This is a genomic window from Pseudooceanicola aquaeponti (genome assembly GCF_050897975.1).
Classification (GTDB): Bacteria; Pseudomonadota; Alphaproteobacteria; order Rhodobacterales; family Rhodobacteraceae; genus Pseudooceanicola.
This window is the reverse complement of record NZ_JBPAXY010000003.1, coordinates 78,612-103,867: the sequence shown is the minus strand read 5'-3', so window position 1 is coordinate 103,867 and position 25,256 is coordinate 78,612. Positions and strand designations below refer to the sequence as shown.

Sequence of the window (25,256 nt, the reverse complement as noted above, 5' to 3'; positions counted from 1 at the left end):
GGCAGATGCGTTCCATTCTGCTCTGGCGCCGGGTAATAGGGAAGCCAGGACCACAGGACAAGAAAGGCCATGTGATGACAAGTGAACTGGACGGCAAGAACGCGCCGGATTTCACCCTGCCCCGCGCCGGGGGCGGCGAGGTGACCCTGTCGGAGCTGCGCCCCGCGCCGGTGGTGCTGTTCTTCTATCCCAAGGACGACACGCCGGGCTGCACCACCGAGAACAAGGATTTCACCACCCTGGCGGATCAGTTCGCGGCCGCGGGCGTCAAGGTTCTGGGCCTCAGCAAGGACACGGTGGCCAAGCACGAGAAGTTCCAGGCCAAGCATGAGCTGGCGACCGAGCTTCTGTCCGATGCCGAGGGCGAGGTCTGCGAGGCCTACGGCGTCTGGAAGGAAAAGAAGATGTACGGCAAGACCTTCATGGGCATCGAACGCACAACGGTGCTGATCGACGGTGCGGGCAAGATCGTGCGGGTCTGGCCCAAGGTGAAGGTGGCGGGCCACGCCGAAGAGGTGCTGGCGGCGGCCAAGGCACTGTAGGCGCCGAGACTGCCCCCCCGCGTAGGACTTTCAGCGGGGGCCAGCCCCCGCACACGGCTTCTGGCGGGGGCCAGCCCCCGCACCCCCGGAGTATTTCCAGCCGTCGAATAACAAGGACGCGGGGCCCGGCTGCGGGCCGCGCGCCTGGAGAGGCAAACCAGTGGAGACAGGTGAGATGAAGACACTCGCAGAAATGGCGGTCGAGGTGCTGACCACCGCCGACGGGCGCGAAAAGACCGCGCTGTCGCACCGCCACGCCGCCACCTGGTTTGCCGCGCGCGAAGCGGGCGAAGAGATCCCCATCGGGCAGGCCAGGCCGCCGCTGCGCCCGGCACGGCCCGAAAGGCCCGAGCTGCTGGACCCGCGCGAGGTGCCGCGCCGCCGCCCCGGCAGCCCCCAGGGGCGCATCGCCATCCTGCACGCCGTGGCCCATATCGAGCTGAACGCCGTCGACCTGCATTGGGACATGGTGGCGCGCTTTACCCATGTGCCCTTTCCCATCGGCTTCTACGATGACTGGGTGAAATCGGCCGATGAGGAATCGAAGCATTTCAACCTGATCTGCGACTGCCTGGAAAGCCTGGACAGCTATTACGGCGCCCTGCCCGCCCATGCGGGCATGTGGCGCGCCGCCGAGGATACGGTGGAGGACATCTACGGACGCCTGGCCGTGGTGCCCATGGTGCTGGAGGCGCGCGGCCTGGATGTGACGCCGAACATGATCGAGGTCTTCCGCAAGGCCGGGCTGCAAAATGTCATCGACGCGCTGGAGGTGATCTATGCCGAGGAAGTGGGCCATGTGGCCTATGGCTCGAAATGGTTCAACTTCCTCTGCGGCCGCGACGGGCTGGACCCGAAACCGAAGTTCCACGCGCTGGTGCGGCACTATTTCCACGGCGCCCTGAAGCCCCCCTTCAACGAGGAAAAACGCGCCGAGGCGGGCCTGCCGCCGGATTTCTACTGGCCCCTGGCCGACACGCTTTGAGGGGCAAAAAGGCTGCGCGGACAGGCGGGATTGCCTGCCTCACCCCCTCAAATGAGCATTTTTCGGCGATTTCCCGCCAAGATCGGCGGAAACATACAGGTTCCGCACGGGCTGTGAGCAAACACCTTGCCCGAAGCCAGAGGCGCGGGTAACTGAGTTCAGGCGCCTGAGGTGGGGACCTCGCGACGGGCGTCCGGGATGGGACAAAGAGGGATACGGGACCTCGTGAGAACCAGGCTAGAGATCCGCATCAGAGCACTTCTGGAAAAGCATTTTCCGGAGCGCCGTGTTTTCCTCCGCTCTGACGCGGATACCAGATTTATCCGGCTGCGGCCGGTCACGCAGATTATCGCCGCCGCGGGCGGGACGATGATCGTGTCGTGGACCATCATCGCCACCGCGATCCTGCTGATGGACAGCATCGGGTCGGGCAACTACCGCGAACAGGCGATGCGCGACCAGCAGACTTTCCGCGAAAGCCTGAACGCGATGGCCGCCGAACGCGACCTGCGCGAGCAGGAGGCCCTGGCGGCCCAGGACCGGTTCAACACCGCGCTGGAACGGATCTCGGTCATGCAGACCGAGCTGCTGCAATCCGAGGCGCGCCGCCGCGAGCTGGAAACCGGCATCGACGTCATCCAGTCGACCCTGCGCAAGACCCTGGACGAACGCGACGAGGTCCGCGCCGAACTGGTCGCGCTGCAAGCGCCCTCGGAGAATGGCGAGCGCGAGGCCCTGCCCGCCTATGCCGAAGATACGCTGAACGTGCTGACCACCGCCCTGGCGGAAACCGCCGAGGAACGCGACGCGACCGAGCGCGGCGCCCAGGACGCCCTGGCCCAGGCTGACGAGATGGCCGAGCGCATCGCCCTGATGGAAGACCAGAACGACGCCATCTTCCGCCAGCTGGAAGAGGCGATGACCGTCTCGGTCGAGCCGCTGGACAAGATGTTCCGCGCCGCCGGCATGAACACCGACACCCTGATCGAGCAGGTGCGCCGCGGCTATACCGGGCGCGGCGGGCCGCTGACGCCGATTTCCTTCTCGACCATGGGCGAGATCTCTTCGCCCGATACCGAGCGCGCCAATGCCATCCTGGAAAAGCTGGAAGAGCTGGACCTCTACCGTATCGCCGCCGAGAAGGCCCCCTTCGCGCAGCCGGTGCATGGCCGCTTCCGCTATTCCTCGGGCTTCGGCACCCGCCGCGACCCCAAGACCGGCGGCATCCGCCAGCACTACGGCACCGACATGGCCGCCCCCGTGGGCACGCCCCTTTATGCCGCAGCCGACGGTGTGGTCACCCATGCGGGCTGGTCCACCGGCTATGGCCGCCTGGTGAAGATCAAGCACGACTTCGGAATCGAGACCCGCTATGCCCATATGTCGCGCATCGGCGTAAGCGTGGGCGAAAGAGTCTCGCGCGGAGAACGTATCGGTGATATGGGAGCATCCGGACGAGTGACCGGACCCCACCTTCACTATGAAATCCGAGTGGGTGGCAAACCCGTGAACCCCATGACCTATATCAAGGCTGCAAGAGATGTTTTCTAAGAGCAAGATCAACGAACCCGGTCCCAAGACCGCAGAGAACAGCGCCCCGGCGGCACCGACGGACATGGCCCCGAAATCCAAGCCCGCCCCGGACTTCAAACCCTCTGCGCCCAAGGCCAAGCCGCCGGCATCGGTGCTGTCCTCGGATCTGCACATCACCGGCAACCTGAAGACCACCGGCGACATCCAGGTCGAAGGCACCGTCGAAGGCGACATCCGCGCGCATCTGCTGACCGTGGGCGAAAGCGCGACCATCCGCGGCGAAGTGACCGCCGATGACGTGGTGATCAACGGCCGCATCATCGGTCGCGTGCGCGGCCTGAAGGTGCGCCTGACCTCGACCGCCCGTGTCGAAGGCGACATCATCCACAAGACCATCGCGATCGAAAGCGGCGCCCATTTCGAAGGCTCGGTGCAGCGTCAGGACGACCCTTTGTCCTCGGGCAGCAAGGCCGCGCCCGCGCGCAAGCCCGCCGCCCCGGCCTCCGAGGCCTGAGGTCCGGCGCCACAAGGCGCCCGCAGGATCATCGAAAAGCCCCGGCGCCTGGCGTCCGGGGCTTTTCGCTGTCTGGATGTCGCCGATCTGAGCCCCCCTGCCCTGCCGAACCGTCGCCGCCCCCGAGAGGGACAGCGGCGCGGCACGGGCCATGAGGGCGTTCGGATGGCAAGGGCCAAGCGGGCGGCGCTCAGGCCTCCAGCTCGGCATCCCAGTAGAGGAAATCCAGCCAGCTGTCGTGCAGGTGGTTCGGCGGGAACCGACGGCCCATGTTGCGCAGCTCTTCCGCCGAGGGCGGGCGTGGCGGCTTGCGCAGGGACATGCCCGCGCGGCGCAGCGACTTGGACCCCTTGCGCAGGTTGCAGGGCGCACAGGCGGCCACCACGTTTTCCCAGCTGGTGATACCCCCGCTGGCGCGCGGCACCACATGGTCAAAGGTCAGATCACCCCGGGCGCCGCAATACTGGCAGCAGAATTCATCCCGCAGAAAAAGATTGAAGCGCGTGAAGGCCACGCGCTTCTGAGGTTTCACGTAATCTTTGAGGACGACGACCGAGGGGATCCGTATCTCGGTGCTGGGGCTGCGCACCCAGCAGTCGTATTCGGCGACGATGTCGACCCTGTTCAGCCAGGCCGCCTTCACCGCCTCTTGCCAGGGCCACAGGGACAGCGGGTAGTAAGACAGGGGTCTGTAATCCGCGTTCAGCACCAGCGCCGGATGCTGTTTCAGAGAGGCTGGCTCTCTCACGAATTCGCGTCTGAAGTCTCCGTCCATCTGCACAAGTGCTCCCACCCTGCCTGCTGCCGTCAGCGCCAGAGCGGGGAACCCCGCCCCAGCCTTGGATCAACTATATATCGCGTCCGGAACCTGGCAAGCCCCACGATATGCAAGTGACCTGCCTCTGCTCTACCGGGGCTGCGTAACGCTGAAATGACAACCACCGGCGGTTATCCACAGGGTGGCGGGCCCGGCGCTGGTCTGCGGCGCGCGCGGCGCTATCTTTGCCCCATGCTGGATGACACCCCCCTGCCCCCCGCCCCGCCCGAGGCCCTGCTGGAAACCGCGCTCTATGCCGAGGACCTCGCCACCACCGCCGCCTTCTATGCCCAGGTTCTGGGCCTGCCCGAGATCGCCCGGGTCGAGGGGCGGCATGTGTTCTTTCGCCTGGGGAATACAGTGCTGTTGCTGTTCGATCCGCTGGCCACGGCGGCGGGCGGCAGCAACCCCGAGCTGCCGGTGCCGCCCCATGGCAGCCGCGGCGCGGGGCATCTGTGCCTTGCCGCCTCTGCCGCCGAGATCCACGCCTGGAAGGACCGGCTGGAGGCGGCGGGCGTGGCGATCGAGGCCGATTTCCACTGGCCCAACGGCGCCCGGTCGATCTATTTCCGCGATCCGGCGGGCAATTCGCTGGAGTTCGCCGAGCCGCGTCTGTGGTTCGACGAGGCGTGACGGGTCGGGTTGGGGCGGGATGGTGGATTTCATCCACCCTACGGGGCACAGCAGAGCGGATCCGCCCAGACCCGCCCCCGCCTCCACGTAGGGTGGATGCAATCCATCCTTGGCGGCGGCGGCGGGGCTCAGCCCGCCGCGCGGCCCCTTTCGATCAGAAGCCGCATTTGTCCCGCATGAAGGCCAGAGCCACCGACAGGCCGTCGGGGGCAATGCCATGGGCAGTGCCTTCCATGATATGGGCGAAGACCTCGCGGAACTTGGCCTCTTGCAGGGCCTCGGCGGCCAGCGGCAGGGATTGCGGCGGCACCACGTCGTCCTGATCGCCATGCACCAGCAGCACCGGCATACGCGACACCGTCTCGTCCGCCAGCAGTTCCGGGTTCAGGATCCGCCCCGAGAAGCCGACGACGCCCGCCACCGGATCCTCGCGCCGGGGCGCCACATGCAGGGCCATCATCGTCCCTTGCGAGAAGCCGAAGAGGCAGACCTGCTCGGGCAGCAGATCCTCATCCACCATCAGCGCGTCGAGAAAGGCGTTCAGATCCTCGACCGAGGCCACCATCGAGCGTTCCGCCTCTTCCTCGGAGGAACCATCCATCCAGGGGATCGGGAACCACTGGAATCCGCCGGGGTTCATCGCCATCTCTTCCGGCGCATCGGGGGCCACGAACAGCGTGTCGGGCAGATGTTCCGACAGCGGATCGGCCAGGCCCAGCAGATCGGCGCCATTGGCGCCATAGCCATGCAGGAACACCACCGCAGAGCGCGTTTCCCCCGAGAGCGGCGCGCGCCGCTCGGCATTCAGAACCCGTGTCATATGACCCCTTCCCGTTTCTTTTCCTGCGCATAGTGGCGCCACAGCAGCCGTGCCGCGACGCCGCGCCAGGGCGACCAGGCCAGGGCCCGGGCGCGCAGCGCGGCCTCGGTCGGCCGTTCGGACAATCCGTAGAGGAGGCGCGCGGCCTCCTGCAAGGCCAGATCGCCCGCGGGCAGCAGATCGGCGCGGCCCAGGGCGGTGGTGCCGTAGACCTCGGCGGTCCAGCGGCCGATGCCCGGCAGGGCGATCAGCCGCGCGATCAGCGCCGCGTCGTCAAGATCCGCCAGGGCGTCGAAGTCCAGCCCCGCCTCGGCCAGCGCCAGGGCATAGCGGATCTTGGGCCGCGACAGCCCGCAGGCGCGCAGTCCCTCCTCTCCCGCGGCCAGAATCGGCGCGGGCGCGGTCAGCCCGGCCGCTTCAAGCCGCCCCCAGATCGCCGCCGCCGAGGCGGTCGAGACCTGCTGGCCCGCGATGGCATGAAGCAACGTGGCAAAGCCCGGCGCCCGGCGCCGCAAGGGCGGCAAGCCCCCCGCCCGCACCACCCGCGCCAGCCCCGCATCCCGCGCCGCCAGCCAGGCCACGCCGCGCGCCAGCACCTCTTCGCTGTCCAGGATCTCGGCCATGGTCCCCCCTTGTTCCGGGGATCATAGGCGGAGATGGCGCGGGGGGAAGAGGGGTTGGTCGTTGCGCCGGAGGGAAGACGATGTGGGGGCGCTGCCCCCGCCGCCGGAGGGCGGCAAGTGGAGGGACAAAGGGGGCTCTGCCCACGCCGCCGGAGGGCGGCAAATGAAAGGGAAAGGGGGCTCTGCCCCCGCCGCCCTGCGGGCGACTCCCCCGGGATATTTCTGGCAAACGAGAAGAGAGGGGCGTGGCGATCCGACCCGGCGGGGGGCGCGGGGCGGACGGGGTGATACGTTCCGGATCGGGCGCGGGAGGGTGGCGGAACGGAGCGCCCCTGCCTTGGCGGGGGCGTTGGAGGGGCGCGGTATGTGGCAACCCGGCCCTGCATGGGGCTGGCGGGGCGCGTGGCCCGGAGATCGGCCCCGGACGAAAGCGCGCGAGGGCGGCGGCGCGGGCCGATCCGGCGCAGGCGGAGGTGCGGGAGCACGTCGGGGACGGGTGATGGTGGCCCGGGGCGGGGCCGTGGGGTGGAACGTTGTTTGGGGGGCCGGGCGCGGGGCGGAACGGCGGTTCGGGGGGCCGTGCGCCGGGCGCGACGGGATCCTTATTGCGGCGCCCCCCTAGGCCGGGCCGGGGCCGGTTTCGTATATTGGGGGCATGAAAGATATCGCGCTCCCCCCCTCGAACTGGCCCCAGATGCAGCCCGGATGGGTCTGGCTTTGCGGCGCGGGCCCCGGTGATCCGGGGCTTCTGACCCTGCACGCGCTGAACGCCCTGCGTCAGGCCGATGTGGTGGTCTATGACGCCCTGGTCAGCCCGGCGATCCTGGATTGGGCCATGGGGGCCGAGTTGGTCTATGCGGGCAAGCGCGGCGGCAAGCCCTCGGCCAAGCAGCAGGACATCTCGCTGCGGCTGGTCGAGCTGGCGAAGGCCGGCAAGCGGGTGCTGCGGCTGAAGGGGGGCGATCCCTTCGTCTTTGGCCGTGGCGGGGAAGAGGCGCAGACGCTGCTGGCCCATGGGGTGAATTTCCGCATCGTGCCGGGCATCAGCGCCGGTATCGGCGGGCTGGCCTATGCCGGCATCCCCGTCACCCATCGCGACACCAACCAGTCGGTCACCTTCGTCACCGGCCATGACCACACCGGCGGCGCCACCGCCTCGCTGAACTGGCGGGCCCTGGCCGAGGGCAGCCAGGTCCTGGTGATCTACATGGGCATGAAACACGCCCGCCACATCGCCAATGAGCTGATGGCCGCAGGCCGCCCGGGCGATGAACCGGCCGCCGTGGTCTGCAATGCCACCACGCCGGATCAGCAGGTGCTGGAAACCACGCTGGAACAGCTGGCCGACGAGATCGAGGCCTCGGACCTGCAACCACCCGCGATCCTGTGCATCGGTCCCAACGTGCGCCTGCGCGAGGCACTGGACTGGCAGGCCATGGGCCAACACGCGCTGGAGGACACGGGCCTGGATCTGGGTCTGGAGCGAAGCCTGGCCCTGCCCCTCTGAGGCCCCTGCAAGGCGGCGCGGCCAGGGCGCCCACTGGGGCGCGCGCACAACGCACCGAACGATCCCGCATGGCCCGCGTCATGCTGGCTCTTGCCGCACGGGCAAAGCCGGGCTACGGCTTCGCCCATGACCGATATTACGAGCACCCCCGATAACGATGCCCGCGCCCGCCGTAACGTGCTGGTGCTGGTGGCGGCCCAGGCGATCCTGGGTGCGCAGATGCCGATGATCTTCACCATCGGGGGGCTGGCCGGGCAAAGCCTGGCGCCGAACCCCTGCCTGGCGACCATGCCGATCTCGATGATCGTGCTGGGCTCGATGCTGTCGGCCACGCCGATGTCGGCCCTGATGCAGAAACGCGGCCGCCGCTTCGGGTTCTCTGTGGGCACGGTCTTTGGCGCCGCGGGCGCCATGGTGGCGGCCTTTGGCCTCTTCCAGCAAAGCTTCATGATCTTCCTGCTGGGCTCGCTGCTGACCGGCACCTACATGTCGACCCAAGGCTTCTTCCGCTTCGCCGCCTCCGACACCGCCAGTCCCGAGTTCCAGCCCAAAGCGATTTCCTACGTCATGGCGGGCGGCCTGCTGGCGGCGCTGATCGGGCCGCAACTGGGCAAGCTGACCAATGACGCGCTGATCGTGCCCTTCATGGGCACCTACCTGCTGGTCATGGGCCTGAACCTGCTGGGTCCCGTCCTGTTCAGCTTTCTGGACATCCCGCGCCCCGAGGCCCATGCGCCCGGCACCGCCGCCCCCGCCCCGGGTCGCAGCCGGTGGGAGCTGATCACCACGCCGCGCATCCTGGTGGCGGTGATCTGCGCCATGGTCTCTTACGCGCTGATGAACCTGGTGATGACCTCGACCCCGCTGGCCGTGGTGGGCTGCGGATACGAGACCTCGAACGCCGCCGATGTGGTCACCGCCCATGTGCTGGCCATGTATGTCCCCAGCTTCTTCACCGGCCATGTGATCGCCCGTTTCGGGGTGGAAAAGGTGATGGGCGCGGGCCTGTTCATCCTGGCCACCGCCGGGGCCGTGGCCCTGGAAGGGGTGGATCTTGAGAACTTCTTCCTGGCGCTGATCCTGCTGGGCGTGGGCTGGAACTTCGGCTTCATCGGCGCCACGACCATGCTGGCGCAAAGCCACACCAAGGAAGAGCGCGGCCGGATGCAGGGTCTGAACGACCTGATCGTCTTTGGCGGCGTGACGGCGGCCTCCTTCGCCTCGGGCGGGCTGATGAACTGTTCGGCCACCTCGGCAGAGGCCGGGTGGAACGCGGTCAACCTGGCCATGGCGCCGCTTCTGGTGCTGGCCGGTGGCGCGCTGATCTGGCTGGTGCTACGACCGAAGGACGAAGCGGAGGCCTGAGGCCCGGAGGCGGCCCGCGCAAGGAGGAAGACGAGATGATCCTGGAGATTGAAACGCTCTGCCCCGCGCGCGGTGTCGCCGACCGCATCGCGGCGCATCTGCTGGAGGCGCGGCTGATCGCCTGCGCCAACCGCTCACGCACCGTGGTCAGCCTGTACCGCTGGGACGGGGCCGTGCGCGCCGAAGAGGAATATGCGCTGCGGGTGAAGACCCGGATCGAGCTGGGCGACCGGGTCGAGGCGGCAATCCTGGAGTGGCACCCCTACGAACTGCCCGCGATCCTGCGCCAGGAGGTGCAGGCCAATGCGGACTACGAGGCCTGGGTGCGGTCCGAGACCAGCGACTAGGCGCGGAAGGGGTGCAGGTGCAGCGGCAGGCCCCGGGGATTTGGCACGGCAGCGGCGGGTTGTCGGCAGCACGCCGGGGGCAATGGCGCGGTACGGCGGGGTAACCCCCGCCCTACAGGCGGTACGCGGGATGTAGGGCGGGGTTCACCCCGCCGCCTCGCTCCCGAACGCTCTGATTTGATGAAGCAGCGCACCCGTCTCTGCGCCCCGGCGCGCGCCTACCAGCGCCCGAAACTGGCGCGCAGAAGGCCCAGCCGGGTCGCCAGCGGCGCCGGATCCAGCGCGCCCAGCTTTACCCGGGCCGGTTCGGCCCGGGCCAGTTTCAGCACCATCGCCGCCTCCGGCGCCAGGTACAGCAGCGGCGTCCCCTGGCGATCGACCTGGCCGCGCGCCCGACGGGCCGTGGCAAGCCGCGTCAGGGCCTCGTCCGCCAGATCCCGCACCGTGCTTTCGCGCCCATCGGGCAGCGGCAGGCGCTTTGCCTCCTCCAGCGCGGGCACGGCGCGGAACCAGGCCGCCAGCCCCAGGGCAAAGCCCGCATCCGCCGCCACCGCCTCGGGCAAAGCGCCGCCCAGCATCCCTGCCCCTGCGCGCAAGAGCCCCGCCGAAGTGGCATCCAGGTAACGGCGGAAATGGGCGTCGTCCTCGAAGGGTTCCTTCCAGATGTCCCAGCGGCGCGCCTCGACCAGCGCGTCCAGCGCCTGGGCGCCCTCGGCCGTCAGGCTGTGCGATAGCGGCGTCACCACCTCGTGGCGGCGGATGCCCTCGCCCTTGCCGATCTCTTCCAGCGCGTCCCGCCACCATTGCAGGCGCATCTCGGCGATCATCGGCTCTTGCGTGACCCAGGGGGCGCGGCTGACCTCGATGTTGAAGGCGTACAGCGGGAACAGCGCCCGGCGCGCCGCCACCGGCGCGGCCATGGTGGCGCGAAAGCGGGGCGCGTCGCCGCGCTCGACCAGTTCGGCACAGGCGGTCAGGTCGTCGGACCAGGGGGCGGCGGGGGAGGAAGAGGTCACGGGGCGGTCTCCGGTCAGGCGGGCGGTGCGCGGGGCGCGCGCGCCGCGTTGCGGCGGGAGGTATCAGAGCAGCGCGCCGCTGCCCAGCCCCCGCCCCGCGCGGGGCCTTACTCCCCGGCCAGCGCCTGGGCGCGCGGCGCCTGCATCAGCCGCCAGGTGACGGCATCGACCAGGGCCTCGAAACTGGCGTCCACTATGTTGGCCGAAACGCCCACGGTGGACCAGCGGCGGCCCTCGCCATCCTCGCTGTCGATGATGACGCGGGTCACGGCCTCGGTGCCCCCTTGCGTGATGCGCACCTTGAAGTCGACCAGCCGCATGTCGTCGATCTGACACTGGTACTTGCCCAGATCCTTGGCCAGCGCCGTCCACAGCGCGTTGACCGGCCCCTGGTCATTGCCCGCCTCGTCCAGGCTTTCCGACACCGACAGGATCTTCTGCCCGTCCACGATGGTGGCCACCACCGCCTCCGAGACGGTCACCACCTCGCCGCGGGCATTGCGGCGGCGTTCTATGCTGACGCGGTAGCGGTCGACCTCGAAGAAGGCGGGCAGCTGCCCCAGCACCCGCCGCGCCAGCAGTTCGAAACTGGCCTGGGCGCTGTCGTAGGTATAGCCGCGATCCTCGCGCAACTTCACCTCGCTCAGCATCTCGGCCAGGGCCGGGTCGCCCTTGGCCACCGAAATCCCCGTCTCTTCCAGCCGGCGGCGCAGGTTCGACTGCCCCGCCTGGTTGGACATCGGGATGATGCGTTCGTTGCCCACCACCGCCGGGTCGATATGTTCATAGGTCGAGGGATCTTTCAGGATCGCGCTGGCGTGCAGCCCGGCCTTGTGGGCAAAGGCCGAGGCGCCGACGAAGGGCGCCTGTTTCACCGGCACGCGGTTCAGGATGTCGTCCAGCTGGCGCGAGATCGGCGTGAGGTTCACCAGCGCCTCACGCTTGACCCCGGTCTGGTAGGTCGAGGCATAGGGTTCCTTCAGCAGCAGCGTCGGGATCAACGTCACCAGATTGGCATTGCCACAGCGTTCCCCCAGCCCGTTCAGCGTGCCCTGGATCTGGCGCACCCCCGCATCGACGGCGGCCAGGCTGCCCGCCACCGCATTGGCGGTGTCGTTGTGGGTGTGGATGCCCAACCGATCCCCCGCCGCGCCCGAGGCGATGACATCGCGCACGATATCGCCGATCTCGACCGGCAGGGTGCCGCCGTTGGTGTCGCACAGCACCACCCAACGGGCGCCCGCCTCCAGCGCCGCATGAACACAGGCCAGCGCATAGTCGCGATTGGCCTTCCAGCCGTCGAAGAAATGCTCGGCATCGAACAGCGCCTCGCGCCCCTCGGCCACCATATGGGCGACCGAGCGCGAGATGTTCTCCAGGTTCTCCTCCAGCGTGATCCCAAGCGCCGTGGTGACGTGGAAATCATGGGTCTTGCCCACCAGGCAGACGGCGGGCGTGCGGGCGTTCATCACGGCGGCCAGCACATCATCGTTTTCCGCCGAGACGCCCGCGCGCTTGGTCATGCCGAAGGCGGTCATGGTGGCGCGGGTGTCGGGGGCGGCGTCGAAAAAGGCGCTGTCGGTCGGGTTGGCCCCGGGCCAGCCGCCCTCGATATAGTCCAGCCCCAGCTCGTCCAGCATCTTGGCGATGCGGATCTTTTCGGGGGTCGAGAACTGGACGCCTTGCGTCTGCTGCCCGTCGCGCAGGGTGGTGTCGTAGAGATAGAGACGTTCCATCAAAGCCCTCCTCCGGCCTCATGGCGGGCGGGGCCCGGGTGTCTTTTGGTGGCGAGGTTGGAATCTGGGCCCCCGACCGGGTCGCACAGCGGCCCGGTCAGCCCCCGTCCGCCCCCCCGGGCGGGGGCTTTCGCCCCCCCCCGCGGCCGGGACCTGACCTGTGTGGTGAAGCGGGACATCACAGCAGGCCTTCCAGCTTGGCCGCGTCGAAATCGGCACCGGGCAGCAATTCCACCCCGGCCTTGGACATGCGCACCTCGACCCCGGCGGCAATCAGCGCTTGTTTCATCGCGTCGACCTGGCTGAAATCCTTCGAGGCCATGGCCGCCTCGCGCGTCGCCGCCAGCGCCTCGGCATAGGCCGACAGATCCGCCTGCGGTGCCTCGGCCCAGCCCCCCAGCTCTTCCGTCAACAGCCCCAGGAACTGCGCCGAGGCCAAGAACATGCGCTTCAGACCAGATTGAATTGTACCTAAGTCAGCACCACGCACCCCACCCAAGAATTCCGGTGGAATGCCGCTAAGATCACCATCCGCTCGCCTGATCTGTTCCGCCAACTTGTGCAGCTCGGCCAGCGCCCCGGCGGTGTTCAGATCATCCGCCAACGCGGCCACCACCGCCTCGGAGACCTCGCCCGCCTCGACCCCGGTGACCAGCCCGCGCCACTTGCGCAATGTGGCCTCCGCCTCGCCGCGCTTCTTCTCGGTCCAGTCCATCGGCTTGCCGTAGTGCGTGCCCAGAAACACCATGCGGATCACCTCGCCCGGCACGCCCTGGTCCAGCAGGTCCCGCACGGTAAAGAAGTTGCCCAGCGACTTGGACATCTTCTTGCCCTCGACCTGCAACATCTCGTTATGCAGCCAGTAACGGGCGAATTCGCCCTTGGGATGGGCACAGCAGCTTTGCGCGATCTCGTTCTCATGGTGCGGGAATTGCAGGTCAATGCCCCCGCCGTGAATGTCGAAACTCTCGCCCAGCAATTCGTAACTCATGGCCGAGCATTCGATGTGCCAGCCCGGGCGCCCGCGCCCCCAGGGGCTGGCCCAACCGGGGGTGCCCTCGTCCGAGGGTTTCCACAGCACGAAATCCATCGGATCGCGCTTGTAGGGGGCCACCTCGACCCGGGCGCCGGCGATCATGTCCTCGACCGAGCGGCCCGACAGCGCGCCGTATTCCTTGTAGCTGTCCACCGAAAACAGCACGTGGCCCTCGGCGGCATAGGCATGGCCCTTGGCGATCAGCATCTCGATCATGGCGATCATCTGGCCGATGTATTCGGTCGCGCGCGGCTCATGGGTCGGGCGCAGGGTGCCAAGCGCCGCCATGTCGGCGTGATACCAGGCGATGGTCTCATCGGTGATATCGCGGATCTTGCGCCCTGTGGCCTCGGCCTTGGCGTTGATCTTGTCATCCACGTCGGTGAAGTTGCGCACATAGGTCACCTGCTCGGGCCCGTAGACATGGCGCAGCAGGCGGAACAGCGTGTCGAAGACCACCACGGGCCGCGCGTTGCCCAGATGCGCCCGGTCATAGACCGTGGGTCCGCAGACATAGACCCGCACATCCGTGGCATCGATCGGAACGAACAGCTCCTTGCGACGCGTGCGACCGTTGTGCAGCTTGATCTCGACCATGTCTCGCTCCTCGGCAGGGCCAGCGGCTCGGGCCCGGTTCAGGGTTTGCCCGCGGGCGGCTTATCAGGTCATTTCTAAGGAGGAAACGAGGAAGCGGCCCGCGAGAGAATTCTCAGCAGGTAATGATGCAGCCGGTAATGAGGGCGATCATATGCTTCATACCCTTCCCATAGCCCGCCGGGCCGCCGCTGCCAAGGGCGTTGATGCCCCGCCCCGCCCGGGATCGCAGACCGCCCCCGCCGCCGAGGCCCCCCGCCCCTTCTATTTTTGGGCCACAAATATTCTGGGGGGAGCGGAACAGGGGGCAAAGCCCCCCTCCCCGGCAGCCCTCAAAGAGACCCCAGTTCCACCGCCCGCGCCCAGTCCTCGCGCCCATGGTCCCGCGCGCGGGCGGCCATTTCGGCGCTGTCATAGGGCACATGGCGATGCGCCACCGCCCAGCCCATGCCGCGCCGCGTGACCAGGGCATAGCTGGCCAGCGGATGGCCCGCCGTGACCACATGGGGCATGGGGGCCTCATCGCGATAGGCCGGGCAGCCGACCGAGCCGGGGTTCAGCAGCAGTTGCCCCGTGGGCAGGGCCCAGAGGCCCGGCAGATGGGTGTGGGCGGTGAGCAGCAGCGCGGCGGTGGTGCCCGCCGCCTGGGCCGCCATCTCCTCGGGCGGGCGCAGGGCCACGCCGCCCTCCGTCGTGGCGTGATGGGTCCAATAGCGGTCATCGGCCCGGGGCGTGGCGTGCCAGGCCTGCACATCGCCGAAATCCAAACCCCGGGGCTGCGCCGCCAGCCAGTCGAAGGCGGCGGCGGGCAGTTCCGCACGGGCCACCCAGTCCGAGGGGCCCAGGTGGTCGGGCGGGGTTTCCAGCAGATAGCGGTCGTGATTGCCGCGCAGGGCCTGGGCCGAAAGCGGCAGCAACAGTTCGGCCGTGCCGCCCGCGTCCAGCGGCCCCGAGAAGTGATCGCCCAGCACCAGCACGGCCCCAGGCGCGGGGGCCTGATCGCCCAAAGCCTCCAGATCGGCCAGCACGGCGCGCAGGGCGGCGCTGTTGCCGTGGATATCGGCCAGCACCGCGAAACGGTCGGGCAGCGGCGCGCGGGACGCGAGGGGAAGGGGCGGTTCGGTCATGGATGCAGCCTGACCCGTCGGCCCCGCTCGACACAAGCCCCTTCAGCGCCTGAAAACCCTTGCGCCCCCCGCCGCTCTGCCCGACGCTTCGGCCAAGCACCGACAGGAGAGCCCCATGCACGATCCCGCCCCCGCCTTCCGCGCCCTGCACCGCAAGGGTGATCCCTTCCTGCTGGCCAATGCCTGGGATGCGGGCTCGGCCCGGATGCTGGCAGCACTCGGCGCCCAGGCCATCGGCACCTCCTCTGCCGCCTTCGGCTTTACCCTGGGCCGCCCTGACGGGAATATCACCCGCGACGAGGCCCTGGCCCATGCCGAGGCGCTGGTGGCCGCAACCCCGCTGCCGGTCTCGGGCGATTTCGAGAACGGCTTCGGCGACGATCCCGACACCCTGGCCGAAACCGTGCGCCTGGCCGCAGAGGCCGGGCTGGCGGGGATCTCGATCGAGGACAACCCGCCGGGCGGCGCCACCTCTTACGACCAGGATCTGGCGATAGAGCGCATCCGCGCCGCGGCGGCGGCGGCCCGCGCCCTGCCCCGCGACTTCGTGCTGGTGGCCCGCGCCGACGGGGTGATGAACGGCACCTACGACATGGCCGAGGCGCGCGCCCGCTGCGCGGGTTTCGAGGCGGCGGGGGCTGATTGTCTTTACGTGCCCGGCCCGCCCAGTTTCGAGGATCTGGCCGCGCTGGTGGCCTCGACCGACCTGCCGGTCAACGCCCTGGCGGCGGGCCATCTGGCCAGCTACGCCACCGAGGACTTCGCCCGCATCGGCGTGGCCCGCATCTCGCTGGGCTCGGCCCTGGCGCGGGCCACCCACCGGGTGATCATCGACGCCATGTCCGAGATCTTCGAAGACGGCAGTTTTTCGAAGCTGAAGAAATCCGTGCCCGGAACCGAGGTGGATGCCCTGCTGCTGAAGGGGGCGCGGCCCGACTGAGGGCGCACCCGGCACAGCCCGACGCGGGGCGCGCAGCCCGAAGCGTTCAGGCCCGCCCCGGCTGCGGGCTGAGCAACAGCAGCAGGCCGAACAGCACCATCCCCGCCCCCGAGGCGCGCTGGAACCAGTGCAACCGTGTGGCGGCGAAGCGCGCGGCAAAGCGCCCCGCCAGGGCGTAGACGGTGATCGCCCCGGCCTCGAGCACCAGGAACAGCCCGCCCAGGGTGGCATAGCTGGCCCAATAGGCGGCGGGATCGACAAACTGCGGGAAGAAGGCGGCGAAGATCAGGATCGCCTTGGGGTTGCTGATCGCCGCCAGGCCTTCACGCCGCCAGGCGGTCCGCAGCCCGGTCGGCACCGGCACCGTGGCCGCCGCGTCCTTGGGGCGGCTGCGCAACAGCTTCACCCCCAGCCACAGCAGGTACAGCGCGCCGATGACCTTCACCGCGCCAAAAAGCGTTGCCGAGGTCGCCATCAGCACCCCCAGCCCCAGGGCGCTGGCGGCGATCATCGGCGCAAAGACCACCAGACGCGCCAGCCCGGCGGTCACCGCAAAGCCGACACCGCGTTCCGCCCCGTGGCCAAGCGCCAGAAGGTTGTTGGGGCCGAAGGCCAGGTTCAGGGCAAAGCAGGCGGGGACGAAGACCAGCAGGTCGATCATGGGGCGCTCCGATCATTGGACCGCGCGAGATAGAGCATATCCCGGCGCCGCCGCCCAGCCCCTGCGCGCCCCGGCCCTGCAAGCCCTGGCCCGGCGCCCCTGCCCCCGCAAATCCGGACCCGACAAAGCAGACGGCCCCGGCGTTTCCACCGGGGCCGTCTCGAACTCTCTCGGGTCAATATCTCAGCGGGCGCGGCCCCGCGTCACTCGGTGACGGTGACCTTGACCATGCGGTCGGGCTCGCCGGTGACCACACCGCTGCGGCCTTCGCCGCGCTTGATCTGGTCGACGACCTCCATCCCCGAGGTGACCTCGCCCACGACGGTGTACTGGCCGTCAAGCGAGGGGTACTCGGTGAACATGATGAAGAACTGCGAGTTGGCGCTGTCGGGATCCGACGACCGCGCCATACCCACGATGCCCCGGGTAAAGGGGGTCTCCGAGAACTCGGCCGGCAGATCGGGATAGTCCGAGCCGCCGGTGCCCGCGCGCCGCATGTCGCCGCCATCGGCGGGGTTGCGGGCGTATTGCACATCGCCGGTCTGGGCCATGAAGCCCTCGATCACCCGGTGGAAATAGACCCCGTCATAGGCGCCTTCGCGAGCCAGGGTGGTGATCCGCTCCACATGCTGGGGGGCCAGATCGTCGAACAGCTCGACATGGACCTGGCCATTGGCCTGACCGGCGATCTCGATATCCAGACCGGCGGCCAGCACCGGCCCCGCCAGCGCCACCAGCGCGGCGGACAGCACGGCAGATTGGGCCAGCTTACGCATCGGCGGCCACCTTGACCGAGATCATCATGTCGGGATCCGCCGGCGGCTCGCCCTTGGTGATCGCGTCCACATGCTCCATCCCCTCGATGACGCGGCCATAGACGGTGTATTGGCCGTTGAGGAAATGGTTGTCCTTGAAGTTGATGAAGAACTGCGAGTTGGCAGAGTTCGGGTTCTGGCTGCGCGCCGCCCCCAGGGTGCCGCGGTCATGGGGCAGACGCGAGAACTCGGCCGGCAGGTTCGGCAGGTCGGAACCGCCGGTGCCGGCCATGCGCAGGTCGAAACCGTCGTTCTTGTTGCCGTTCTTCACATCGCCGGTCTGGGCCATGAAACCGTCGATCACCCGGTGGAAGACGACGCCGTCATAGGCGCCGGAGCGGGCCAGCTCCTTCATCCGCTCGGTATGGGCGGGGGCCACGTCGGGCAGCAGTTCGATGGTGACGGTGCCGTCCTTCAGCTCCATCAGGATGGTGTTCTCGGGGTCCTTGATCTCGGCCATGTGCCTCTCCTTCCGGTGTTTGCGCCAGCATTAGGCAGATGCGGGCCAATTGCCAAGCCGGGCCGGTTGACCATGGGGCGCGAAGCCGCCATCACTTGACCCGACCAAAAGGCAAATCGACCCCGGGAGAACCGCTATGGGCTGGAAAACGCTTGATGACATGGACCTTGACGGCAAGCGGGTGCTGACCCGCGTCGACATCAACGTGCCCGTGGAAAACGGAAAAGTGACCGATGCCACCCGGATTGAGCGAATCGTTCCCACCGTCCAGGCGATCCTGGAAAAGGGCGGCCAGCCCCTGCTGATCGCCCACTTCGGCCGCCCCAAGGGCAAGGTCGTCCCCGAGATGTCGCTGCGCGTCACCCTGCCCGCCCTGGAAAAGGCCCTGGGCCGCAAGGTGGTCTTCATCGAGACCCTGGACGCCGCCAAGGCCAAGACCGCCGAACAGGCCGGCGCCGAGGTGCTGCTGCTGGAAAACATCCGCTTCCATGCGGGCGAGGAAAAGAACGATCCCGCCTTCGCCAAGGAACTGGCCTCGCTGGGCGACGTCTATTGCAACGACGCCTTCAGCGCCGCGCACCGGGCCCATGCCTCGACCGAGGCCCTGGCGCGCGAGCTGCCCTCTTGCGCGGGCCGTCTGATGCAGACCGAGCTTGAGGCGCTGGAAAGCGCCCTGGGTCAGCCGAAACGCCCGGTGGTGGCGGTGGTCGGCGGCGCCAAGGTCTCGACCAAGCTGGATCTGCTGGGCAACCTGGTGGAAAAGGTCGACCGGCTGGTGATCGGCGGCGGCATGGCCAATACCTTCCTCGCTGCCCAGGGCGTCGATGTGGGCAAGTCGCTGTGCGAACACGACCTGATCGAGACCGCGAAAGAGATCATGCTGAAGGGCCTCGACGTGGGCTGCGAGGTGATCCTGCCCTCGGACGTGGTGGTGGCGCGCGAATTCAAGGCAGGCGCCGAGAACGAGACCGTACCCGCCACCCAATGCCCCGCCGACGCGATGATCCTGGATGCAGGCCCCGAGGCCGTGGCCCGCATCGGCGCGGCCTTCGAGACCGCCCATACGCTGATCTGGAACGGCCCCCTGGGCGCCTTCGAGATCGAACCCTTCAACGCCGCCACCGATGCCGCCGCCCTGAAGGCGGCCGAGCTGACCCGCGCAGGCACGCTGAAATCGGTCGCGGGCGGCGGCGACACGGTGGCGGCGCTGAACGCCTCGGGCGCGGCGGCAGATTTCTCTTACATCTCGACCGCGGGCGGCGCCTTCCTGGAATGGATGGAGGGCAAGACCCTGCCCGGCGTGGCAGCCCTGGGCGGCTGAACCGGCCCCGGGTTCCGCCCCGATCCGACCCCCATGCAGGCCGTCCCCCGGGGCGGCCTGTTGCGTTTCGCTGCTCGTTTCCGCGCCGATCCGCCTGCCGTCGGGGCCGGGGTGGCACGTTAGCGCAACCTGAATTGCCACCGTTACACAGCTCGCCTAGAGAGGGAGCAGAGGGGGCCTGCGCCCGCGGCCCCGATTGGTGTAACCCAAGAATTTCAGGCGAAACAAATGTCCGACACGATGCAGGCCCCGATGGTCAAATCCGATCCCGCCATGGCGGAACAGATGCGTTCCGGCGACGGCTTCATCGCCGCCCTTGACCAAAGCGGCGGCTCGACCCCCAAGGCGCTGAAGCTTTACGGTGTGGGCGAGGATGCCTATTCCAACGACGCCGAGATGTTCGCCCTGGTGCATGAGATGCGCGCCCGGATCATCAAGTCGCCCGCGTTCAACGGCGACAAGGTGATCGCGGCGATCCTGTTCGAGCGCACCATGGACGGCGATATCGACGGCACCCCCGTGGCCGAATACCTGTGGAAGCAATGCCGCGTGGTGCCCCTGCTGAAGGTCGACAAGGGCCTGGCCGAGGAAGAGGGCGGCGTGCAGCTGATGAAACCCATGCCCGAGCTGGACGCGCTCTGCGCCCGCGCGGTGGACAAGGGGATCTTCGGCACCAAGATGCGCTCGGTGGTCAGCGCCGCCACGCCCGAGGGGATCGCCGCCGTGGTCGCCCAGCAGTTCGAGGTGGGTCAGCAGATCCTGTCGCGCGGGCTGATCCCGATCATCGAGCCCGAGGTGACCATCACCATCCCCGACAAGGCCGAGGCCGAGAATCTGCTGCGCGACGCCATCCTGGCGCAGCTGGACGCCCTGCCCGACGGCGTTCAGGTGATGCTGAAGCTGACCCTGCCGGAGGTCGACAACCAGTATAAACCCCTGGTCGATCACCCCGCCGTCATGCGCGTGGTGGCCCTGTCGGGCGGCTATTCCCGCGACGAGGCCAACGAGCGGCTGTCGCGTCAGACCGGCATGATCGCCTCGTTCAGCCGCGCCCTGACCGAAGGGCTGTCGGCGGACCAGTCGGACGAGGAATTCGACCAGACCCTGGCCACCTCGATCATCTCGATCTACGACGCCTCGGTCGCGGGCTGAGGCCCGGGGGTCGACCCGGCTTTCGACAAGGATTTCAGGGGCGTCCGGCGGGCGCCCCTTTTTCATGGGTCCCCTCACGAATCTTTTTGCGCCTTTGTCACGATTGGGGATTCACATCGCGAATCACCTGTGGCATGATTCGCCTACACCGCCCGACAGAGGCGGGTTATTGAGGCAATCATGAGCAACGAGTCGCGCCCGGCGTTCGGGCTGTTTCTTTATTTCGCCGCCATCCTGATGTTGGGGATGTATTTCACCTTTGCCGCCGTGCAGGGGGAATACGGTCTTTTCCGACGCGCAGAAGTGGTGGCGGCGAATGAAGATCTCAGCGCGGAGCTGGCGCGGCTCGACAGTCGCATCGCGGAGATGAGCAACAAGACCGCGCGGCTGTCGGATGATTACCTGGATCTCGATCTTCTCGACCAGCAGGCCCGCGACATTCTGGGCCTGGTGCGCGTGGACGAGTTCGTCCTGCGCTGAGGCGCACCCTTCCCCACAGATCGTGACGGCTACAACCGGCTGACCCAGGGGGCTCTGCCCCCCTTTCGCCTTCGGCGCTGAAATCGTCCACCGGGCGATTTCCGGGACGCGGCTCAGCCCTCGGGATATTTCTGGCAAACGAGAAGAGGCGGCGCGGCCCTGTGTGAGCAGCTGGCGCACCCGGAGGCCCGACGCGCACAGCGGCGCGGCGCCGCATGGCCGGATCGGCGCCCGAGTCGAAAGGCCCATGGACAAGGGGCGAAACCCCACTAGTCTTGCACTGACGGCAACCCGGCCAATTGCGGCGATTTTGACCCTCGCATCACGGGCGGATATGCTGTAGGAGATAGTTTAGCGTTAAACTATCTTAGATTTGCATTTCGACTCACGGGGAGGACACCGCATGGCGACCCGCAAATCCGCAGCCAAGCCGAATGTTTCGGCGGATGAGCTGAAGAAATACTATCACGACATGCTGCTGATCCGGCGCTTCGAAGAGAAGGCGGGCCAGCTTTACGGCATGGGGCTGATCGGGGGGTTCTGCCACCTCTACATCGGTCAGGAAGCCGTTGTCGTGGGCCTCGAGGCCGCGGCGGAAGAGGGCGACAAGCGCGTCACCTCCTATCGTGACCACGGCCACATGCTGGCCTGCGGCATGGACCCCGACGGCGTCATGGCCGAGCTGACGGGCCGCGAAGGCGGTTACTCGAAGGGCAAGGGCGGCTCGATGCACATGTTCTCGAAAGAGAAGGACTTCTACGGCGGTCACGGCATCGTCGGCGCCCAGGTGCCGATCGGCACCGGCCTGGCCTTCGCCGACAAGTACAAGGGCACCGACCGCGTTTCCTTCGCCTATTTCGGTGACGGCGCCGCGAACCAGGGCCAGGTCTACGAAAGCTTCAACATGGCGGCGATCTGGAAGCTGCCGGTGATCTTCGTGATCGAGAACAACCAATACGCCATGGGCACGGCGCAGAAACGCTCGACCTCTTCGGCGGAGATCTACAAGCGCGGCGAGCCCTTCGGCATCCCCGGCCAGTTGGTCGACGGGATGGACGTGCTGGCGGTGAAGGAAGCGGGCGAGAAGGCCGTGGCGCACTGCCGCTCGGGCGAAGGCCCCTATATCCTTGAGGTGAAGACCTATCGCTATCGCGGCCACTCGATGTCGGATCCGGCCAAGTACCGGACCCGCGAGGAAGTGCAGAACATGCGCGAGAAGCACGACCCGATCGAGCATATCCGCCAGATGCTGATCGACGGCAAGCACGCCACCGAGGACGACCTGAAGACGATCGACAAGACGATCAAGGATATCGTCAACAAGTCGGCCGATTTCGCCAAGGAAAGCCCCGAACCCGCGCTCGAAGAGCTGTGGACCGACATCTATGCGGACGAGATTCCGCAGCACAACGCCTGAGGGAGGATCGCAAATGCCTACTGAAGTTCTGATGCCCGCCCTCTCGCCCACCATGGAAGAGGGCACCCTGGCCAAATGGCTGGTGAAGGAAGGCGACACCGTCGCCTCCGGTGACATCCTGGCCGAGATCGAGACCGACAAGGCAACGATGGAGTTTGAAGCCGTCGACGAAGGCACCATCGGCAAGATCCTGATCGCCGAAGGCACCGAGGGCGTGAAGGTCAACACCCCGATCGCGGTCCTGCTGGAAGACGGTGAATCGGCCGACGACATCGGCGAGGTCTCCGCCGCGCCGGAGGCCGCCCAGGCCGACGCGGGCGGCGAAGAGGCCGCCCCGGCCGCTGAGGCGCCCGCCGCCTCTGCCCCCGCTCAGGTGAAATCCAACGCCAGCCCCGACTGGCCCGAAGGCACCGAGATGCGCGAGCAGACCGTGCGCGAAGCCCTGCGCGACGCCATGGCCGAAGAGATGCGCGCCGACGAGCTGGTCTATGTCATGGGCGAGGAAGTGGCCGAGTACCAGGGCGCCTACAAGGTGACCCAGGGCCTGCTGGACGAGTTCGGCTCCAAGCGCGTGGTCGACACCCCGATCACCGAGCATGGTTTCGCCGGTCTGGCGGTCGGTGCGGCCTTCGGCGGGCTGAAACCCATCGTCGAGTTCATGACCTTCAACTTCGCCATGCAGGCGATGGATCAGATCATCAACTCCGCCGCCAAGACGCTGTACATGTCCGGTGGCCAGATGGGCGCGCCCATGGTCTTCCGCGGCCCGAACGGCGCGGCCGCCCGCGTGGCCGCCCAGCACAGCCAGGATTACGCCTCGTGGTATGCGCATATCCCCGGCCTGAAGGTGGTGATGCCCTACTCTGCCGCCGATGCGAAGGGCCTGCTGAAGACCGCGATCCGCGACCCCAACCCGGTGATCTTCCTGGAAAACGAGATCCTCTATGGCCGCTCCTTCGAGGTGCCGGTGCTGGAGGACTTCACCATTCCCTTCGGCAAGGCCCGGATCTGGCGTGAAGGCACGGACGTGACCATCGTCTCCTTCGGGATCGGGATGCAATATGCGCTCGAGGCCGCCGACAAGCTGGCCGAAGAGGGCATCAGCGCCGAGGTCATCGACCTGCGCACCCTGCGGCCCATCGACTATGACACGGTCATCGCCTCGGTGATGAAGACCAACCGTTGCGTCACGGTCGAGGAAGGCTTCCCCGTCGGCTCGATCGGCAACCACCTGTCGGCCACGATCATGGAACGCGCCTTCGACTATCTGGACGCGCCCGTGCTGAACTGCACCGGCAAGGACGTGCCCATGCCCTATGCCGCCAACCTCGAGAAACTGGCGCTGGTGACCACCGATGAGGTCATCGCGGCGGTGAAGAAAGTCACCTACCGCTAAGGAGAGAGAGCAATGCCCACGGAAATCCTGATGCCCGCCCTCTCTCCGACCATGGAGGAAGGCACGCTGGCCAAATGGCTGGTGAAGGAAGGCGATACGGTCAGCTCGGGCGACCTGCTGGCCGAGATCGAGACCGACAAGGCGACGATGGAATTCGAAGCCGTCGACGAAGGCGTCGTCGGCAAGATCCTGGTGCCTGAAGGCAGCGAAGGCGTGAAGGTGAACACCCCCATTGCCGTCCTGCTGGAAGAAGGCGAGAGCGCCTCTGACATCGACGCCGCAGCCCCCAAGGCCGCGCCCGCCGATGCAGGCGCGAAAGCGACCGAAGAGGCCCCCGCCGCCGGCACCCAGGGTGGCGCCACCGCAGGCACCGGCCAGGCGCCGGGCACCCCTGCCCCCGCCGCGCCCAAGGGCGCCGACGGGGCGCGCATCTTCGCCTCGCCCCTGGCGCGCCGCATCGCCGCGCAAAAGGGTCTGGACCTGGCCAGCCTGAAGGGCTCTGGCCCCCATGGCCGGATCGTGAAGGCCGATGTCGAGGCCGCAGAGGCCAAGCCCGCCGCCGCCAAGGCCGAGGCCGAGGCCGAGGCCGCCGCGCCGAAAGCCGCAGCCGCGGCCCCGACTGCCGCCGTCGGCACCGGCCCCTCGACCGAAGCCGTGCTGAAGATGTACGAAGGCCGCGAGTTTGAGGAGGTCAAGCTGGACGGGATGCGCAAGACCATCGCCGCGCGCCTGACCGAGGCCAAGCAGACCATCCCGCACTTCTACCTGCGCCGCGACATCAAGCTGGACGCGCTGATGGCGTTTCGGTCCCAGCTGAACAAGCAGCTGGAAGGCCGCGGCGTGAAGCTTTCGGTGAACGACTTCATCATCAAGGCCTGTGCCCTGGCGCTGCAAGCGGTGCCGGATGCCAACGCCGTCTGGGCGGGCGACCGGGTGCTGAAGCTGAAGCCCTCGGACGTGGCCGTGGCCGTGGCCATCGAAGGCGGGCTTTTCACCCCCGTCCTGAAGGACGCGGACATGAAGTCGCTGTCGGCGCTGTCGGCCGAGATGAAGGATCTTGCCGGGCGCGCCCGCGACCGCAAGCTGGCACCCCATGAATACCAGGGCGGCAGCTTCGCGGTGTCCAACCTCGGCATGTTCGGCATCGACAACTTCGACGCCGTCATCAACCCGCCGCACGGGGCCATCCTGGCCGTCGGCGCGGGCGTGAAGAAGCCGGTGGTGAACGACGCGGGCGAGATCGAGGTGGCCACGGTCATGTCCGTCACACTGTCGGTCGATCACCGGGTCATCGACGGGGCGCTTGGCGCCGAGCTGCTGAAGCATATCGTCGACAACCTGGAAAACCCCATGGTGATGCTGGCCTGATCCGCTCCCCCCTTTGAAACCGGAAAACGCCTGCAAGGAGAGATCCTTGCA

General features: G+C 67.8%; 25 protein-coding genes. 15 read left to right on the top strand and 10 right to left on the bottom strand.

Annotation, left to right across the window (positions count from 1 at the left end; all coding sequences use genetic code 11):
• Window positions 1-74: 74 nt before the first annotated feature.
• The 4 genes from ACRARE_RS07230 to ACRARE_RS07215 all read left to right on the top strand — a co-directional run bounded on the left by ACRARE_RS07230 (window position 75) and on the right by ACRARE_RS07215 (window position 3,574).
• Entirely contained in the window at window positions 75-542 is a 468-nt protein-coding gene (locus ACRARE_RS07230; protein ID WP_432655753.1) for a peroxiredoxin, read from the top strand.
• Between the two features lie 175 nt (window positions 543-717).
• Window positions 718-1,527 carry a ferritin-like domain-containing protein gene (locus ACRARE_RS07225; protein WP_432655752.1) on the top strand — a complete coding sequence of 270 codons (810 nt, stop codon included), beginning with the start codon at window positions 718-720 and terminating at the stop codon, window positions 1,525-1,527.
• Between the two features lie 225 nt (window positions 1,528-1,752).
• Complete coding sequence (locus ACRARE_RS07220; protein ID WP_432655751.1) at window positions 1,753-3,078, top strand: DUF5930 domain-containing protein; 1,326 nt, start codon at window positions 1,753-1,755, stop codon at window positions 3,076-3,078.
• Window positions 3,068-3,574: a bactofilin family protein gene (locus tag ACRARE_RS07215; RefSeq protein ID WP_432655750.1), complete on the top strand. Its 507-nt coding sequence runs from the start codon at window positions 3,068-3,070 to the stop codon at window positions 3,572-3,574. The genes ACRARE_RS07220 and ACRARE_RS07215 overlap by 11 nt, the downstream gene beginning before the upstream one ends.
• A gap of 190 nt (window positions 3,575-3,764) precedes the next feature.
• On the opposite strand, the gene ACRARE_RS07210 is transcribed toward ACRARE_RS07215, so the two are convergent.
• The gene (locus ACRARE_RS07210; protein ID WP_432655749.1) at window positions 3,765-4,349 is read right to left on the bottom strand and encodes an HNH endonuclease; all 585 of its coding nucleotides are present in this window, start codon (window positions 4,347-4,349) and stop codon (window positions 3,765-3,767) included.
• Window positions 4,350-4,583: 234 nt separating this feature from the next.
• Here ACRARE_RS07210 and ACRARE_RS07205 point away from each other — a divergent pair, with 234 nt between their 5' ends.
• A complete protein-coding gene (locus ACRARE_RS07205; protein ID WP_432655748.1) occupies window positions 4,584-5,024 on the top strand; it encodes a VOC family protein in 441 nt (146 codons plus the stop codon).
• Between the two features lie 154 nt (window positions 5,025-5,178).
• Here ACRARE_RS07205 and ACRARE_RS07200 read toward each other — a convergent pair whose 3' ends face one another.
• Window positions 5,179-5,844, bottom strand: a complete 666-nt coding sequence (locus ACRARE_RS07200) for an alpha/beta hydrolase (protein ID WP_432655747.1) — start codon at window positions 5,842-5,844, stop codon at window positions 5,179-5,181.
• A complete protein-coding gene (locus ACRARE_RS07195; protein WP_432655746.1) occupies window positions 5,841-6,467 on the bottom strand; it encodes a DNA-3-methyladenine glycosylase family protein in 627 nt (208 codons plus the stop codon). Before ACRARE_RS07195 ends, ACRARE_RS07200 begins: the two co-directional genes overlap by 4 nt.
• A gap of 655 nt (window positions 6,468-7,122) precedes the next feature.
• Between ACRARE_RS07195 and cobA the strand changes: the two genes are divergently transcribed.
• The 3 genes from cobA to cutA all read left to right on the top strand — a co-directional run bounded on the left by cobA (window position 7,123) and on the right by cutA (window position 9,686).
• Window positions 7,123-7,974 (top strand): uroporphyrinogen-III C-methyltransferase, encoded by an 852-nt coding sequence (gene cobA / locus ACRARE_RS07190; RefSeq protein WP_432655745.1) that lies wholly within the window; start codon window positions 7,123-7,125, stop codon window positions 7,972-7,974.
• A gap of 126 nt (window positions 7,975-8,100) precedes the next feature.
• A complete protein-coding gene (locus ACRARE_RS07185; RefSeq protein WP_432655744.1) occupies window positions 8,101-9,339 on the top strand; it encodes an MFS transporter in 1,239 nt (412 codons plus the stop codon).
• 35 nt (window positions 9,340-9,374) lie between these two features.
• The gene (cutA, locus tag ACRARE_RS07180; RefSeq protein WP_432655743.1) at window positions 9,375-9,686 is read left to right on the top strand and encodes a divalent-cation tolerance protein CutA; all 312 of its coding nucleotides are present in this window, start codon (window positions 9,375-9,377) and stop codon (window positions 9,684-9,686) included.
• Between the two features lie 218 nt (window positions 9,687-9,904).
• On the opposite strand, the gene ACRARE_RS07175 is transcribed toward cutA, so the two are convergent.
• The 4 genes from ACRARE_RS07175 to ACRARE_RS07160 form a co-directional block, all read right to left on the bottom strand.
• Window positions 9,905-10,702 carry a squalene/phytoene synthase family protein gene (locus tag ACRARE_RS07175; protein ID WP_432655742.1) on the bottom strand — a complete coding sequence of 266 codons (798 nt, stop codon included), beginning with the start codon at window positions 10,700-10,702 and terminating at the stop codon, window positions 9,905-9,907.
• Between the two features lie 107 nt (window positions 10,703-10,809).
• Window positions 10,810-12,438 carry a citramalate synthase gene (gene cimA, locus ACRARE_RS07170; RefSeq protein ID WP_432655741.1) on the bottom strand — a complete coding sequence of 543 codons (1,629 nt, stop codon included), beginning with the start codon at window positions 12,436-12,438 and terminating at the stop codon, window positions 10,810-10,812.
• Window positions 12,439-12,616: 178 nt separating this feature from the next.
• Entirely contained in the window at window positions 12,617-14,071 is a 1,455-nt protein-coding gene (cysS, locus tag ACRARE_RS07165; RefSeq protein ID WP_432655740.1) for a cysteine--tRNA ligase, read from the bottom strand.
• 329 nt (window positions 14,072-14,400) lie between these two features.
• Window positions 14,401-15,195, bottom strand: a complete 795-nt coding sequence (locus ACRARE_RS07160; protein WP_432655739.1) for a metallophosphoesterase family protein — start codon at window positions 15,193-15,195, stop codon at window positions 14,401-14,403.
• Between the two features lie 115 nt (window positions 15,196-15,310).
• On the opposite strand from ACRARE_RS07160, the gene ACRARE_RS07155 reads away from it, so the two are divergent.
• Complete coding sequence (locus ACRARE_RS07155; protein ID WP_432655738.1) at window positions 15,311-16,135, top strand: isocitrate lyase/PEP mutase family protein; 825 nt, start codon at window positions 15,311-15,313, stop codon at window positions 16,133-16,135.
• A 46-nt stretch (window positions 16,136-16,181) separates the two neighbouring features.
• Here ACRARE_RS07155 and ACRARE_RS07150 read toward each other — a convergent pair whose 3' ends face one another.
• From ACRARE_RS07150 to ACRARE_RS07140, 3 genes are all read right to left on the bottom strand, one after another.
• A complete protein-coding gene (locus ACRARE_RS07150; protein WP_432655737.1) occupies window positions 16,182-16,796 on the bottom strand; it encodes a LysE family translocator in 615 nt (204 codons plus the stop codon).
• Between the two features lie 203 nt (window positions 16,797-16,999).
• Entirely contained in the window at window positions 17,000-17,572 is a 573-nt protein-coding gene (locus ACRARE_RS07145; RefSeq protein ID WP_432655736.1) for a peptidylprolyl isomerase, read from the bottom strand.
• Window positions 17,565-18,071, bottom strand: coding sequence for a peptidylprolyl isomerase (locus ACRARE_RS07140; protein WP_432655735.1), 507 nt, complete (start codon window positions 18,069-18,071; stop codon window positions 17,565-17,567). Before ACRARE_RS07140 ends, ACRARE_RS07145 begins: the two co-directional genes overlap by 8 nt.
• 136 nt (window positions 18,072-18,207) lie before the next feature.
• Here ACRARE_RS07140 and ACRARE_RS07135 point away from each other — a divergent pair, with 136 nt between their 5' ends.
• The 6 genes from ACRARE_RS07135 to ACRARE_RS07110 all read left to right on the top strand — a co-directional run bounded on the left by ACRARE_RS07135 (window position 18,208) and on the right by ACRARE_RS07110 (window position 25,205).
• The gene (locus ACRARE_RS07135) at window positions 18,208-19,392 is read left to right on the top strand and encodes a phosphoglycerate kinase (protein ID WP_432655734.1); all 1,185 of its coding nucleotides are present in this window, start codon (window positions 18,208-18,210) and stop codon (window positions 19,390-19,392) included.
• A 228-nt stretch (window positions 19,393-19,620) separates the two neighbouring features.
• On the top strand, window positions 19,621-20,544 hold the full coding sequence (locus ACRARE_RS07130; RefSeq protein ID WP_432655733.1) for a fructose bisphosphate aldolase: 924 nt from the start codon (window positions 19,621-19,623) through the stop codon (window positions 20,542-20,544).
• Between the two features lie 180 nt (window positions 20,545-20,724).
• Window positions 20,725-21,024 carry an FtsB family cell division protein gene (locus tag ACRARE_RS07125; protein WP_432655732.1) on the top strand — a complete coding sequence of 100 codons (300 nt, stop codon included), beginning with the start codon at window positions 20,725-20,727 and terminating at the stop codon, window positions 21,022-21,024.
• A gap of 403 nt (window positions 21,025-21,427) precedes the next feature.
• Window positions 21,428-22,441 (top strand): pyruvate dehydrogenase (acetyl-transferring) E1 component subunit alpha, encoded by a 1,014-nt coding sequence (pdhA, locus tag ACRARE_RS07120; protein ID WP_432655731.1) that lies wholly within the window; start codon window positions 21,428-21,430, stop codon window positions 22,439-22,441.
• A gap of 13 nt (window positions 22,442-22,454) precedes the next feature.
• Window positions 22,455-23,837, top strand: a complete 1,383-nt coding sequence (locus ACRARE_RS07115) for a pyruvate dehydrogenase complex E1 component subunit beta (protein WP_432655730.1) — start codon at window positions 22,455-22,457, stop codon at window positions 23,835-23,837.
• Window positions 23,838-23,849: 12 nt separating this feature from the next.
• Window positions 23,850-25,205 (top strand): pyruvate dehydrogenase complex dihydrolipoamide acetyltransferase, encoded by a 1,356-nt coding sequence (locus ACRARE_RS07110; protein ID WP_432655729.1) that lies wholly within the window; start codon window positions 23,850-23,852, stop codon window positions 25,203-25,205.
• The last annotated feature ends 51 nt before the right edge of the window (window positions 25,206-25,256 follow it).

Excerpts from the sequence above, each read along its gene's own strand:
- ACRARE_RS07155 (WP_432655738.1), top strand. The coding sequence starts at position 15,311 with ATGCACGATCCCGCCCCCGCCTTCCGCGCCCTGCACCGCAAGGGTGAT.
- ACRARE_RS07200 (WP_432655747.1), bottom strand. The coding sequence starts at position 5,844 with ATGACACGGGTTCTGAATGCCGAGCGGCGCGCGCCGCTCTCGGGGGAA.
- ACRARE_RS07135 (WP_432655734.1), top strand. The coding sequence starts at position 18,208 with ATGGGCTGGAAAACGCTTGATGACATGGACCTTGACGGCAAGCGGGTG.
- ACRARE_RS07160 (WP_432655739.1), bottom strand. The coding sequence starts at position 15,195 with ATGACCGAACCGCCCCTTCCCCTCGCGTCCCGCGCGCCGCTGCCCGAC.
- cysS (WP_432655740.1), bottom strand. The coding sequence starts at position 14,071 with ATGGTCGAGATCAAGCTGCACAACGGTCGCACGCGTCGCAAGGAGCTG.
- pdhA (WP_432655731.1), top strand. The coding sequence starts at position 21,428 with ATGGCGACCCGCAAATCCGCAGCCAAGCCGAATGTTTCGGCGGATGAG.
- ACRARE_RS07125 (WP_432655732.1), top strand. The coding sequence starts at position 20,725 with ATGAGCAACGAGTCGCGCCCGGCGTTCGGGCTGTTTCTTTATTTCGCC.
- ACRARE_RS07185 (WP_432655744.1), top strand. The coding sequence starts at position 8,101 with ATGACCGATATTACGAGCACCCCCGATAACGATGCCCGCGCCCGCCGT.
- ACRARE_RS07140 (WP_432655735.1), bottom strand. The coding sequence starts at position 18,071 with ATGGCCGAGATCAAGGACCCCGAGAACACCATCCTGATGGAGCTGAAG.
- cobA (WP_432655745.1), top strand. The coding sequence starts at position 7,123 with ATGAAAGATATCGCGCTCCCCCCCTCGAACTGGCCCCAGATGCAGCCC.
- cimA (WP_432655741.1), bottom strand. The coding sequence starts at position 12,438 with ATGGAACGTCTCTATCTCTACGACACCACCCTGCGCGACGGGCAGCAG.
- ACRARE_RS07115 (WP_432655730.1), top strand. The coding sequence starts at position 22,455 with ATGCCTACTGAAGTTCTGATGCCCGCCCTCTCGCCCACCATGGAAGAG.
- ACRARE_RS07150 (WP_432655737.1), bottom strand. The coding sequence starts at position 16,796 with ATGATCGACCTGCTGGTCTTCGTCCCCGCCTGCTTTGCCCTGAACCTG.
- cutA (WP_432655743.1), top strand. The coding sequence starts at position 9,375 with ATGATCCTGGAGATTGAAACGCTCTGCCCCGCGCGCGGTGTCGCCGAC.
- ACRARE_RS07205 (WP_432655748.1), top strand. The coding sequence starts at position 4,584 with ATGCTGGATGACACCCCCCTGCCCCCCGCCCCGCCCGAGGCCCTGCTG.
- ACRARE_RS07130 (WP_432655733.1), top strand. The coding sequence starts at position 19,621 with ATGTCCGACACGATGCAGGCCCCGATGGTCAAATCCGATCCCGCCATG.
- ACRARE_RS07195 (WP_432655746.1), bottom strand. The coding sequence starts at position 6,467 with ATGGCCGAGATCCTGGACAGCGAAGAGGTGCTGGCGCGCGGCGTGGCC.
- ACRARE_RS07210 (WP_432655749.1), bottom strand. The coding sequence starts at position 4,349 with ATGGACGGAGACTTCAGACGCGAATTCGTGAGAGAGCCAGCCTCTCTG.
- ACRARE_RS07110 (WP_432655729.1), top strand. The coding sequence starts at position 23,850 with ATGCCCACGGAAATCCTGATGCCCGCCCTCTCTCCGACCATGGAGGAA.
- ACRARE_RS07225 (WP_432655752.1), top strand. The coding sequence starts at position 718 with ATGAAGACACTCGCAGAAATGGCGGTCGAGGTGCTGACCACCGCCGAC.
- ACRARE_RS07145 (WP_432655736.1), bottom strand. The coding sequence starts at position 17,572 with ATGCGTAAGCTGGCCCAATCTGCCGTGCTGTCCGCCGCGCTGGTGGCG.
- ACRARE_RS07215 (WP_432655750.1), top strand. The coding sequence starts at position 3,068 with ATGTTTTCTAAGAGCAAGATCAACGAACCCGGTCCCAAGACCGCAGAG.
- ACRARE_RS07230 (WP_432655753.1), top strand. The coding sequence starts at position 75 with ATGACAAGTGAACTGGACGGCAAGAACGCGCCGGATTTCACCCTGCCC.